Genomic DNA, 12,720 nt, shown 5'->3' with positions numbered 1-12,720 from the left:
TGAGTCCTAAGTCAGAAGTTTCATGGGATTTTGACTAAAGTCATAAATAAAAGAAACCACCAACCTGCAATCGCCAGGGTTGGTGGTTTCCATTTATTTTATAAAGACTTCAATATTCTAGTGAATTTGACGTTGGTGACGATTGGCTAACGTGCTGACTTTCATGACAGAAGCAACAGGAATCATGCGCAACTGTTGTTCATCCGTTTGTAAACGAACAACGATATTGTCCGAAATATTTTTTGAGACAATCCAGCCGATCACCGTTTCGAATTTATGCGCTGTAGGGACTTCTTTCAATTGTAAGACCACTAAGGATTTTTGGGCGGCAGCGACTTGGAGCTCTTGTAAAAGCGCACTGCGTTCCTTTTCTTTATTCTTTTGATCTTGAGAATCTTCTAAAAATGCCGAAAAGAAATGTTGGGAAGAGAGCGTAATCAGTTTAGAAATGCTCTTGATGGTAGCTTTATGTTGATCCATTCTTCTGCCTCCTTTACGAATAAAATAGAATAAAACTCAAATGACTAATTACCTGTATTTTACCTAATTTTGTGATAAAATTCAAGAAAATATGTTCGCCTTCAATAATTATGAGAATTTACCAACGTTTCTGTTTTTCGAAAAAGAAAGTAGTATAATGTGTGAGCATATAAGAAATACATAAGATTATCGGATGTAGTCAATAGATAGAAAAGGATGAATAGTATGTCAAAAAAACCATCAGGTTACCAAAAAAAAGTTCTCACGGTGTTGTTGGTATCGTTTGGCTTTGGCGGATTGTTAGCGCAGTTTTCGCCGATGAAATCAGGTGGGTTTTCAAGTTGGTTTGATGATTCATATGTCAAAGCTAGTGCTGAATCAAGTAAAACAAAAGAACCAGCACCAGTTAAAATTGAGAAAAAAGTCAAACCTTTAAGCTATGGACAACAGGTCAATCAAGAAATTGAAAAGAAGCAATATAATGGACATCTGGATTTGCCGTTAGAATTGCAGACAGATGCTAAATGGAAAGACACCGCATACGGATTTGGCAATGTGGATAAGCCGAATACAATCGAAATTAATGGCTGTGCGATTGTGTCGCTTGCAATGGTTGGTTCATACATGGATCACCAAGAAGTTACCCCTCTGGATGTGTTAGCTTGGGCAAAAAATGACTTCTTTATGGAAGGGCAAGGGACGGCGTGGTCTATTTTTAGTGCATATGCTGAAATGAAAGGCTATAACTGTCAAGAAATTGGGGATATTGAAACAGTGGTAGCTTTCTTGAAGGAAGGTCATCCAGTCATTATTTCTGTAAAACCGGGCTATTTCACTACAACTGGTCACATTATGGTGATGAGTGGTGTGGATGAAAAAGGCGATTTCTGGATTAATGATCCAAACGATTCAGAAGAAAAGGGCCATTCAAAACGGACATTTACAGCCGAAGAAGTGATGAATGAAGCGTTAAACTTCTGGGCATTTTATTAGGAATAAGAAAAGGTGTGGAACAACAGGCAGTACCCTTTGTTCGCATCTTTTTTAGCAAATAAAAGGAGGCAGGACAATGGAGCGATGTACTTGGGCAACGAATACAACTGAAGAGATGCAAGCCTATCATGATGATGAATGGGGACGTCCAGTTCATGAAGAGCAACAGTTATTTGAGTTATTGACCTTGGAAAGTATGCAAGCAGGCTTAAGCTGGGCGATTATTTTGAATAAACGAGAAACGCTTAGAGCAGCTTATGATGCGTTTGATTATCGGAAAATTGCGCGATATGATGAGGAAAAAATTTTAGCTTTACTAGCAAATCCTGGTGTGATTCGTCATCGTTTAAAAATTCAAGCGACCATTACGAATGCGCAAGTTTTTCAAGAAATTCAGGCAGAATTTGGCTCCTTTGATCGCTACCTCTGGAACTTTATCGATCAGCAACCAATCGTTAATCACTGGCAGCACCCAGAAGAGGTTCCAGCCTCCACGGAATTATCGCAACAGATTAGTCGAGCGTTAAAAAAACGAGGATTTAAATTTTTAGGTGCCACGACAGTCTATTCCTTTTTACAGGCGGCGGGATTGGTGAATGATCATTTAGAAACGTGTCAGTATAAATAAGTATAGAAGAATTAAAAAGGAAGGAACTAGCAAAACGAATGGCTAGTTCCTTCCTTTTTTTGCAGTGATTATGGACACTCATTTAACATCGTTGAAACAGTTTTCGCCAACTTTTCTATTAAGAATAGTGCAGGTAGTTGGGACGTTACGTCTGCAATGGAACTTTTCTCGGTTGTTATATAGTAGGGGATGGTGACTGTTGAAAGTTGAGCAATCGTGCTTTTTTCACTATTTGTAATAGCAATTACATCAATCCCCATTTCGATAAAATAATCAATATTTTGCCGAACTTTTTGTGTTTCACCCGAAACTGATAAGGCGATAACGCCCACTTTTTTAGCTGTTTCTTCGGATAATTTGCTAACGGGATGTGAAAAAAGGTGGGATACAGAAGCAGATAAATTATAGATACTGGAAAAATAAATTTCACCAAATTCAGCTAGGACTTTGGACGTTCCTTCGCCAATAAAAAGAACAAATTCTTTTTTTGCCAGTAATTCCGCAGCTTGAACAATCCGTCCTTCTAATAATTCTTCTGATGAGCGTTGCAAAAAATGAATCAGCATTGTTTCATCTAAAGATTTTGGTTGGGCTGTTTTTTTTCGTTCGCTTAGATAATTCTTCAATTTAAATTTAAAATCTGTATAGCCTTCACACTCGAATTTTTGACAAAAACGCCAGATTGCCGTTTTACTGAAATGAATTTCATCTGCTAATTCTCGAATTGTCATATAAGGAACTTTTTCAATATTGTGGCTAATATACTTGTAAATCTCTAATTCTGTTGGATTTAATTGTGGATCGTAGGTTAAAAACAGCATGCTGATCCCTCCTGTCGTTTGTGAACGTAATGTCCTTTTTCAGGGACATGGTCTTATTTGTAGATTATAGCACTCAATCAGAAAACTAGCTATAAAAAAAGGCGCCACTTAGCTACAATCAATAGAGAAACAACTAAAAATTCATGAAACAGAAGAGAGAGTGGGGAAAAATGAGCAATAAAAAATTAATTATCAACGCTGATGATTTTGGTTACACGCCAGCGGTAACGCAAGGAATCATTGAAGCACACAAACGTGGCGTGGTTACTTCAACAACCGCATTACCAACTTCTCCTTATTTTTTAGAGGCCATGGAGAGTGCTCGAATCAGTGCACCGACTTTAGCTATCGGTGTCCATTTAACATTGACATTGAACCAAGCAAAACCTATTTTACCTCGAGAAATGGTTCCTTCCTTAGTAGATGAAGCTGGTTATTTTTGGCATCAATCGATTTTTGAAGAAAAAGTCAATTTAGAAGAGGTTTATAACGAATGGGATGCTCAAATTATTTCATTTATGAAAAGTGGTAGACGCCCTGATCATATTGATTCTCATCATAACGTTCATGGAAAAAATGAAAAGTTATTAGGTGTGGCTTTGGCACTTGCTCGCAAATATCAATTACCTTTACGTAACGCTTCAAGAAGTATTGAAACAAAAGACTATTTAGAGTTATATCAGGATGTTCGCACGCCAGATGAAATGTTGTACCAATTTTATGACAAGGCGATTTCAACTGAAACCATCTTGCAATTGCTTGATATGGTTGTTTGTAGTGAAGGAGAGGTCTTTGAAATCAATTGTCATCCTGCGTTTATCGATACTATTTTACAAAATCAATCAGGGTATTGTATGCCTCGCATTCGTGAAGTGGAAATATTAACGTCCCAAGAAGTCAAAGAAGCGATTGAAGAACGCGGCATCTTGTTAGCCAATTATGAATCGCTAGCAATGTAAATCAAAGAAGCGTGAATAGCGTGTGAGTAAGTTCTTAATCCGAGCGCTTACTTACACGCTAAATTATTGAAAGAAAGAGGACGTACATGAGTAAAGAACAACCAATAAATCTGAATATCAGCGATTTTTTAAAAGTTTTCGCTGTAGCATCAGTTATTTTACAAACGGTTTTATCATATGTGTTGACACATTCTCCGCAAACGGAAGCAATGAATTCAATCGGTAGTTTTTACCGAATGTCTAAATATTCGGCACCCATGTTTATTTTTGCAATTATTTACAACATGGTGTTAAAGAGTCAAGCTGAATCGTATCTTGAATTTTTAAAGGAAAAATTTTATGAATTGGTGCTTCCTTATGTGGTCTGGTCCAGTCTCTATCTATACGCTTTTCCTAGTTTACAACAACGAATGCCCTATGAAACGCCCCTAGGATTTCTAGGAAAAGTTCTCAGTGGTGATGGCGCGGCACATCTATGGTATGCCGTAATGATGTTGCAATTCCAATTATTTATGCCGTATTTTATTTGGTTGGCAACCAGAATTACAAAAAACAAAAAAGTGATTTTACCAATTGTCTTTTTTACAATCGGTGCGCATATCCTTTGGTGCTTCTGGTACCAGAAAATGATTTTTCCATATGCAGAAACTTCTCTTTGGTACTTAATAGATCGTTCAGGGCTTAGTTATCTCATTTATGGTATTTTCGGGGTCATCGCAGCGAAGTATCAGGGGGGAATTTTTACTTTCTTGAAAAAGACGAGAGTGGTGCTATTTCTGTTGTTTCTTTTTATTTTTTGGCAGGCAGTCCAAGGGAATTTATTTGATGGAACACAGATGACACCGAACGATCTACCTTATTTGGATCCTCTTCAAAGTGCCTATAGTTTACTGATTATCGGGTTGGTTTTTTATTTGGGAACACAAGGAATAGCCAAAAAGATTCGTCTTTTACCAATGGTTAAATGGATAGCCACTTATGCGTATCGTAGTTATTTAGCGAATGTTTTTGTTTTTCAATTGGTCTTGAAACTGGTCCATCCGTTTTTAACCAATCAACCAGTCAGCTTGGTTATTCTTGTGTTGTATATGGGTACATTTGTTGGCTCGTTTGGGTTAACGGTTGTAATCGAGCATTTTTTCAAAAGCATATTTAAGTTGGGACGCCTTGTATCTGTATAGGGACATGTTCTTAAATAGAAATCATCGTCCAAAATCATGGGAAAGCATACTCAATTGTTACAAGAATTGTTACACTCTTTGAGGAATAAGTTCTGCTTATCCAATTAAATAGTAAGCTCAGTAAATAGTTAGGGGAGAAAGAATAAATGATAGGTCTTATTTTAACGGGACATGGGGTATTTTCAACTGGAATGCATCAATCAGTTAGTATGATTGCAGGAGAACAACCAAATATTCAGGCGGTCCCTTTTTTCAATGATACAGGGCTTGATGTATTAGAGTCAAACATCCGTAAAGCCGTTGACTCTATGCTGGAGACGTGTCCAGCAGTGGTCATTTTAACTGACCTTTTAGGTGGCACACCATTTAGAATTTCAATGACTGTCGCAAGTAATTATCCAAATGTCGAAGTGTTAGCAGGAACAAATTTACCGATGGTTCTTGAAGGGCTTGCCTTACGCACAATCAGCACGAACGTAGAAGATTTTGTTTCAATGGTCACAGATTCAGCCAGAGACGGAATTGTTCATAAAAAACTAGAACAACCACAAGCAAATACTCAAGAAGAAGCAGACGGAATTTAACCAATTAGAAAAGAGGAGGAAGCACTATGCCGAATATTTTATTAACAAGAATTGATAATCGCTTGATTCATGGTCAAGTCGCAACACAATGGAACGGTTCTTTAGGCGCCAACTTAATTTTAGTCGCAAATGATGCAATTTCTGAGGATACAATGCGCCAACAATTGTTAAACATGGCGGCCCCTGCAGAAGTACAAACCCGTTTTTTTTCCATTAAGAAAACGATTGAGGTCATTCATAAAGCCTCAGAAAGACAAAAGATTTTTCTGTTAGTTGATAATCCTGTTGATGCATTGCGCTTGGTAGAAGGTGGTGTGCCAATTGAAAAATTAAACATTGGTAATATGCATATGGAAGAAGGCAAAAAACAAGTAGCTACCGCTGTTGCCGTTAATAAAACAGATGTAGACGCCTTTAAAAAGCTACAAGAATTAGGTGTTAAACTTTCGATTCAACGTGTACCGTCAACGCCAGAAGAAAGTTTAGATGCATTATTTTCATAAAAAAGTAATGTTGGACAATAATTTTGAAGAGAAGAAGTGGGAAGAATGATTATTCAAAGTAAAAACGTATGGATTAACGAACAATTTCAACCAGCTCAAGTTGAAGTGTCAGAACAACGAATTGTTGCAATTCTACCGTACAATGAAAAAGCTGTCGACAAAGAATACGGAGAAAAGCGCATTCTTCCAGGATTTATTGATATTCATGATCATGGTTGGCATGGTGGGGATGCCAATCATGCCAATCATGAATTTATCAAAGAGTGGCAAGCTTACCTTCCAGAAGAAGGGATTACAGCTTTTTTACCAACAACGTCAACAACATTTCCAAAAGACTTGGAACATTCATTTGAAGTGATTGGTTCATTTATTGAGGAAGAGCAAGGAACCAACGGGGCACAAATCTTAGGGATTCATGCGGAAGGACCAATGATTTCTGAAGAATTTCGTGGCTCTCATAATCCAGAGTTATTAGTAAAACCATCCGTTGAGACATTTAAAAAATGGCAAGAGTTGGCAAAAGGGCATATAAAATTAATGACATTGGCACCAGAAAATGATGTAGAGAATGCCTTGACTACATATTGTCATGAACATGATGTAGTCATTTCAATTGGCCATACGGCTGCAACCTATGAACAAGCAATGGCAGCTGTCGAAGCAGGTGCAAAAAGTTTTACCCATACGTTTAATGGAATGGAAGATATCAGTCACCGGAAACCAACCGCAGTAGTTGCTGCTTTGGATAGTGAAGAAACGTTTGCTGAAATTATTGCTGATGGGGTACATGTTGATTATTCATTAGTACGTGTGTTAGCCAAACTAAAAGGCAAGGACTATTTAATTGCTGTGACAGATTCTATCTGGGCCAAAGGGTGTCAACCAGGCGTTTATCCAAAACCAGAAAAAGGGATCGAAATGGTTATTGATGAACAAAATGTGGTCCGTTTAGCCAATGGCAAGTTAGCTGGAAGTACGAACCATTTAAATAATATGGTTCGCAACCTTGTTGAAAAAGCATTACTTCCAGAAGTGATTGCTATTAATTCAGTCACGAAAAATCCAGCTCGTTTGTTGAATGTGAACGAATCTATGGGAGAAATCAAACTAGGGCTTTTAGGTAATTTTACAATTATTGATGAGAAATACGAAGTGCTAGAAACCTTAGTAAATGGTGAAACAGTTTATAAAAAGTAGACGAAGTCTAATAGGAGGAAAAAAATGTTAGTACAGGCAATTTTGGTAGGAATTTGGGCTGGGATAGCAGGGGTTGATAAGCTTGTCTTACAGACACATATTCATCGTCCGATTGTTACAGGGCTGATTGTTGGTTTAATATTGGGAGATGTCAACACAGGGTTAATCACTGGAGCAACGCTAGAGTTAGTTTGGATTGGTGCAGTAGCAATCGGCGGTGCGCAACCACCCAACGTAGTAATTGGGGGAGTTATTGGAACAGCGTTAGCAATTATCACAAAATCTGATCCACAAGTGACCGTAGGTTTGGCTGTTCCTTTCGCAGTTGCAGCGCAAGCGTTAATTACCTTGTTATATACAGCGATGTCACCAATTATGCATAAATTTGATGCTTATGCAAAAAAAGCAGATACAAGAGGCATCGAAAGAATGTCTAGTTTTTTACCAATCGTTTTATTCATTTGTTATTTTTTTGTAGTATTTTTATGTATTTTCTTTGGTGCTGATAAAGCATCTAGTTTCATTTCTATTCTACCCGAATGGAGTATTCATGGCTTGAGCGTTGCAGGTGGTATGATGCCAGCAGTAGGTTTCGCCATGTTATTAAAAACGATGTGGGAAACATCCTACGTACCGTTCTTTATTTTTGGGTTTGTTATGGCTGCCTATTTAGGATTAGATACATTAGCGGTTGCAGGTTTAGCTGTCGCAATTGCTTTATATGAATTTTACGCACAAAGAAATAATACAGTCACTGCATCAAATAATAATGGAGGGTTTGAAGAAGATGGCATCTGAAGAAACATATAATGATACGATATCCGAAAAAGTAATAACAAAAAAAGAGTTAAAAAAATAATGTTCCGTTCGTATCTGCTACAATCTTCATTTAATTATGAAAGAATGCAAGCAGGCGGCTGGACCTACTCATTAATTCCAGGATTGAAAAAGATTCATCGTGATAAAGAAGACTTAGCTCTTTCTTTGGAAAATCATTTACAATTTATGAACACGAATCCACAATTGGTGACGTTCATGCATGGTGTGATTATTGCAATGGAAGAGTCAAAAGAATCACCAAAATCCATTCAAGCGATTAAAACAGCGTTGATGGGCCCGTTAGGCGGAATTGGGGATGCGTTATTTTATTTAACCGTTTTGCCGATTGCAGCAGCGATTGGTTCACAACTATCATTAGAAGGCAATATCTTAGGACCAATTGTTTTCTTGTTGTTATTTAATATTCCGTATATGGCTGCCAAAATTGGGTTAATTAATCTAGGTTATAAAATGGGCGTCAAAGCAATTTCAGTTTTAAGCGAAAGTACTAAAAAATTATCTCGTTCAGCAACAATTGTAGGAATTTCCGTGGTGGGTGCGTTGATTCCGAAGAGTGTACAATTAACGACAACTTTTGTTTTTCGCTTGAAAGATACTAAGTTAGACCTTCAAACACAATTGTTTGATACAATAATGCCCAATTTATTACCGTTAGTGTTTACGCTGTTTTGTTTTATTATGTTGAAAAAAGGACGCACACCGATTGCTTTAATTATTTTTACTGTGATTTTTGGGTTGTTAGGTTCTTTAATCGGGATTATATAAAAAAGATTTGGAACAATAGCCAAAATCGCTATTGTTCCAAATCTTTTTCTAAATTTAATCGAGTGATTATTCTTTATACGCCCACTTGAAGTCGTATTTAGCACCTGTTGGATGATAAATAATTTCTTTCACGTTTGGTGCACGTAAGTGTGATTCTGCTTTTTGGTAAATTGGCACAACACCCATATCAGCAATTACTGTTTTTTCAGCGTTGATTAGATCTTCCCAGCGTTTTTCAGGATCGTTAACATCTGTAGTTTTGGACGCAGCAATGAATTTATCGTATTCAGGATTGCTGTAACGTCCACGGTTATTAGAAGTTGAGCTTTCTAATAAATCTAAGAAGTTAATTGGGTCTGAATAGTCGGCACTCCAACCACGAACAGCGATTTGGAAATCCCCTTTTAAGGTACGATCTAAGCGAACAGCCATAGGGACAGGCGTCACAGTTACTTTTAAGCCTTCCAAAGTATCAGATAGTGATCCTTGAAGATATTCGCCCATTTTTTTAGCGCCTTCAGAGTCGTCTACCATTAAATCAACCGTTAAGTTGGAAACACCAAGTTCTTGTTTCGCTTTGTTCCAGTATTCCACAGCTTTTTTCTTGTCGTATTTGACTAATTTGTCGCTGCCGGCTTCTTTAACAAAGTCTTCACCCGTTTTTGGTGATTTCGCGACATCCACAGGAACGAAGCCTTGTGAAGGAAGAGAGCCATTGGCTAAAATGTTTTTAGCTAATGAATCGCGATCGATGGCATAAGACATAGCACGACGTAAGTTTGCGTTGGTCAATGGTGATTTTTCATCTGCTTGATTCATTTCTAAATAGAAAGAAGAAGCGGCTTTTAATTGGACCAAGTCAGGCGAGTTTTGCATTTGTTGGGCCAGTTCGCCAGATAAATACGTATCATCCACTTCACCAGTTTCATAAAGATTTAAGGCAGTTGGGGCTTCTTTCACCACGTTGATAGCGACTTTATCTAACTTGACAGTCTCTTTGTCCCAATATTCTTCATTTTTAGTTAGAGACCATTTAGTATCTGTTCCGGGACCATCAAACTCAGTTAGCGTAAACGGACCATTGTAGACTGCTTTATCGCTACTCTTTGTATAATCTTTACCAAAACGTTCAACGATATCTTGACGTTGCGGCAAGAAAGAAGGGAAAGCCAATAAATCGTCAAAATATGGTGTTGCTGTTTCTAAGGTGATTTCTAATTCATGATCATTGATTGCTTTAATGCCCAATTCTTCTTTAGGTAGTTCCCCTTTAGAAATTTTTTCAGCATTTTTTACTGGTTCAAACATGTAGGCATATTCTGAAGCAGTGGCAGGGTCCACTGTTCGTTGCCAACCGTAAACGTAATCTGCAGCAGTAACTGGTTTGCCATCAGACCATTTTGATTCTTCACGTAATTTAACTTTGTAAACTAAACCGTCTTCTGAAACAGTCGCTTTTTCGGCTGCACCAGCAGGCGCGGGTTTGTTGTCTTTATCTAAACGATAGATTCCTTCGTAGACATTATTTAAAGTGGTAAAACTCACTTCATCTGTCGCAAGGGACGGATCGGCACTAGGCATTTCTTGGGATTCAACCATTGTGTATACTTGGTTGTCGCTGCCGCCGTTGCTTGCTCCTTTATCGTCACTGCCACCGCCGCAGGCCGCTAAAGCTAAGCTTGATAATACAAGTAATGAAGTAAATAAAACAGATTTCTTCATTTGACACGCTCCTTTTCATTTTTAGCAATACTCTCAGTATAATGTAAAAATGAAAAGGAGAAATTAAAAAATCGTTAGAAATGATTATTCTTTTATCAATTTTTAAAAAATGTCTAATCTTTTTTATGAAAAAAGTGGACAAACGTTGATAAGTAAAGATTTGAGGTGATTTCCATACAGAAAACATTCGATTTTTGAGTATTTATTCATCATTGGTTTGATTTTTTTGACATAAAATAAACATCCCTTTTACAAAAAACAAATGAGAAGAAAAAAAGATTGTTACAAAAGCAAATAAGTGCTTTTGTAACAATCTTTTTAATCTTTTAATCGTTGAATGTCAATGACAGTTCCTGTGTAGGCATCTGCAGTGAATTCGTATTGAACAATGCCGTCGTCTTCAATGCGGCAAATTCCTCCAGTATATGTTTTGGAGTGGATGGCGAATTTCCGCAAGGGCTTTTTCTCAAACTCAATCCACGAACCTTCAATCGGTCCTTCTTTTAAAAAAGCAGCTTTTACATTTTCTAAGACGAGATCAGCGGAGATTGTTTTTTTCTTATGGTAGAACAAGGTTGAGGCAATGCCGCCTACTAAACCAAGACCAACGCCTAGCGCTAAGCCGCCTTTAAAGTATGTCAACTCATTTTCTTCGTTCATTTGTATGACCTCCCTTGGTCGGTTTCTGCTTACTATTACTTTTGTCAGTATCACTCTTATTTTACCATAGAGAAGGGGCCGCTGAGAAATAAAAAAAGTTTTTCAATCATTCTTTTAGGGCATTCTCATTGTCACGTTTAAAAAGAGAAAGCGATGTGCATTTTCTAGTATTTGCGTTATAATAAGAGTGAAATCATATGAAAGGAGTACCTATTTTTATCGACAGGATAAAGTGACTTTTTAGAGAAAAAGTGACGCTTGGTTGGCGTAATTTCCAACAAATCAAAAGCAATAGGACATACATCTATGGAAGAAAAAACATTTCAACGAATCAAGGAATTAACTGAATTACAAGGAACCAGCGGATTTGAAGACGACATTCGCGCGTACATGAAAGAACATATCACCCCATTAGTGGACGATGTCCAATATGATGGTTTAGGTGGTATTTTTGGGATTAAACGTTCAAAAGTGGAAGCAGCGCCACGCGTAATGGTAGCAGCTCACATGGACGAAGTTGGCTTCATGTTAACTCAAATTAACGATAATGGTTTATTCCAAGTGGTTCCTTTAGGTGGCTGGAATCCCTATGTTGTTTCAGCACAACGTTTTACGTTAAAAACAAGTAAAGGGAACTATCCATGTATTTCTTCATCTATTCCGCCACACTTGTTGCGTGGTACGAGTGGTCAGAAACAATTAGAAGTCTCTGATGTGTTATTTGATGCAGGATTCTCTTCAAAAGAAGAAGCTGAAAGCTTTGGTGTTCGTCCAGGGGATTCCATTGTTCCACAAACAGAAACGATTAAAACAGCCAATGGCAAAAATATTATCAGTAAATCATGGGATAACCGCTATGGTTGTACGTTGGTATTAGATGCATTGGAAACGTTACAAAATGAAGAATTAGGCCACACATTAATTGCTGGAGCAAACGTACAAGAAGAAGTTGGTTTACGTGGTTCTAAACCATCTGTTCATAAATTTAATCCAGATATCTTCTTTGCGGTGGATTGTTCAGCGGCAGATGATATTCACACGAAAAAAGGGACATATGGTCATTTAGGTGAAGGAACGTTATTACGGATTTTCGACCCAGGTTTGATCACATTGCCTCGCTTACGTGAATATTTATTAGATACAGCAGCGACACACAATATTCCGTATCAATATTTTGTTTCTAAAGGCGGAACGGATGCTGGGGCAGCGCACACAACTAATAACGGTGTACCAAGTACAGTCATCGGCGTTTGTGGTCGTTACATCCATACGCATCAAACAATGTTTAGTATTGCGGATTATGAAGCAGCGCGGGAAATGTTGTTACAAGCATTACGTGGCTTGGATAAATCAACAGTTAATACAATTGTTTACGGAAAGTAGAGGA

13 protein-coding genes and 1 pseudogene are annotated in these 12,720 nt (G+C 37.7%); 10 read left to right on the top strand and 4 right to left on the bottom strand.

Features of this window, described 5'->3' with window-relative positions; genetic code table 11:
* Window positions 1-117: 117 nt before the first annotated feature.
* Entirely contained in the window at window positions 118-480 is a 363-nt protein-coding gene (locus IGJ37_RS11880) for a hypothetical protein (protein ID WP_002354999.1), read from the bottom strand.
* A gap of 216 nt (window positions 481-696) precedes the next feature.
* Here IGJ37_RS11880 and IGJ37_RS11875 point away from each other — a divergent pair, with 216 nt between their 5' ends.
* The gene (locus tag IGJ37_RS11875) at window positions 697-1,473 is read left to right on the top strand and encodes a peptidase C39 family protein (protein WP_016614831.1); all 777 of its coding nucleotides are present in this window, start codon (window positions 697-699) and stop codon (window positions 1,471-1,473) included.
* Window positions 1,474-1,549: 76 nt separating this feature from the next.
* Window positions 1,550-2,101 (top strand): DNA-3-methyladenine glycosylase I, encoded by a 552-nt coding sequence (locus tag IGJ37_RS11870; RefSeq protein ID WP_033786611.1) that lies wholly within the window; start codon window positions 1,550-1,552, stop codon window positions 2,099-2,101.
* Window positions 2,102-2,169: 68 nt separating this feature from the next.
* Here IGJ37_RS11870 and IGJ37_RS11865 read toward each other — a convergent pair whose 3' ends face one another.
* On the bottom strand, window positions 2,170-2,922 hold the full coding sequence (locus IGJ37_RS11865; RefSeq protein ID WP_002365331.1) for a MurR/RpiR family transcriptional regulator: 753 nt from the start codon (window positions 2,920-2,922) through the stop codon (window positions 2,170-2,172).
* A gap of 143 nt (window positions 2,923-3,065) precedes the next feature.
* On the opposite strand from IGJ37_RS11865, the gene IGJ37_RS11860 reads away from it, so the two are divergent.
* The 7 genes and pseudogenes from IGJ37_RS11860 to IGJ37_RS11830 all read left to right on the top strand — a co-directional run bounded on the left by IGJ37_RS11860 (window position 3,066) and on the right by IGJ37_RS11830 (window position 8,951).
* Entirely contained in the window at window positions 3,066-3,881 is an 816-nt protein-coding gene (locus tag IGJ37_RS11860; protein ID WP_002385244.1) for a carbohydrate deacetylase, read from the top strand.
* 86 nt (window positions 3,882-3,967) lie between these two features.
* The gene (locus IGJ37_RS11855; RefSeq protein ID WP_002392675.1) at window positions 3,968-5,062 is read left to right on the top strand and encodes an acyltransferase family protein; all 1,095 of its coding nucleotides are present in this window, start codon (window positions 3,968-3,970) and stop codon (window positions 5,060-5,062) included.
* 146 nt (window positions 5,063-5,208) lie between these two features.
* Window positions 5,209-5,646 (top strand): PTS sugar transporter subunit IIA, encoded by a 438-nt coding sequence (locus IGJ37_RS11850; RefSeq protein ID WP_002355006.1) that lies wholly within the window; start codon window positions 5,209-5,211, stop codon window positions 5,644-5,646.
* Window positions 5,647-5,672: 26 nt separating this feature from the next.
* Complete coding sequence (gene agaV / locus IGJ37_RS11845) at window positions 5,673-6,149, top strand: PTS N-acetylgalactosamine transporter subunit IIB (RefSeq protein ID WP_002355007.1); 477 nt, start codon at window positions 5,673-5,675, stop codon at window positions 6,147-6,149.
* Window positions 6,150-6,194: 45 nt separating this feature from the next.
* Window positions 6,195-7,346 carry an N-acetylglucosamine-6-phosphate deacetylase gene (gene nagA, locus IGJ37_RS11840; RefSeq protein ID WP_325815200.1) on the top strand — a complete coding sequence of 384 codons (1,152 nt, stop codon included), beginning with the start codon at window positions 6,195-6,197 and terminating at the stop codon, window positions 7,344-7,346.
* A 24-nt stretch (window positions 7,347-7,370) separates the two neighbouring features.
* Complete coding sequence (gene agaW / locus IGJ37_RS11835) at window positions 7,371-8,144, top strand: PTS N-acetylgalactosamine transporter subunit IIC (RefSeq protein ID WP_002365326.1); 774 nt, start codon at window positions 7,371-7,373, stop codon at window positions 8,142-8,144.
* A pseudogene (locus IGJ37_RS11830) lies at window positions 8,116-8,951 on the top strand (PTS system mannose/fructose/sorbose family transporter subunit IID). The gene agaW and the pseudogene IGJ37_RS11830 overlap by 29 nt, the downstream one beginning before the upstream one ends.
* A gap of 66 nt (window positions 8,952-9,017) precedes the next feature.
* Here the strand turns inward: IGJ37_RS11830 and IGJ37_RS11825 are convergent.
* Together IGJ37_RS11825 and IGJ37_RS11820 are read right to left on the bottom strand one after the other, a co-directional pair.
* Window positions 9,018-10,673: a peptide ABC transporter substrate-binding protein gene (locus IGJ37_RS11825; RefSeq protein ID WP_002355011.1), complete on the bottom strand. Its 1,656-nt coding sequence runs from the start codon at window positions 10,671-10,673 to the stop codon at window positions 9,018-9,020.
* A gap of 318 nt (window positions 10,674-10,991) precedes the next feature.
* Window positions 10,992-11,333 carry a PepSY domain-containing protein gene (locus tag IGJ37_RS11820; protein ID WP_002355012.1) on the bottom strand — a complete coding sequence of 114 codons (342 nt, stop codon included), beginning with the start codon at window positions 11,331-11,333 and terminating at the stop codon, window positions 10,992-10,994.
* A gap of 306 nt (window positions 11,334-11,639) precedes the next feature.
* Between IGJ37_RS11820 and pepA the strand changes: the two genes are divergently transcribed.
* Window positions 11,640-12,716 (top strand): glutamyl aminopeptidase, encoded by a 1,077-nt coding sequence (gene pepA, locus IGJ37_RS11815; protein WP_002355013.1) that lies wholly within the window; start codon window positions 11,640-11,642, stop codon window positions 12,714-12,716.
* Window positions 12,717-12,720 lie beyond the last annotated feature (4 nt).

The organism is Enterococcus sp. AZ104, from assembly GCF_050546705.1.
In the GTDB taxonomy this organism is placed as follows: Bacteria; Bacillota; Bacilli; order Lactobacillales; family Enterococcaceae; genus Enterococcus; species Enterococcus faecalis.
Note: the sequence above shows the minus strand (reverse complement) of the source record. Positions and strands in the feature narration are given on the sequence as shown.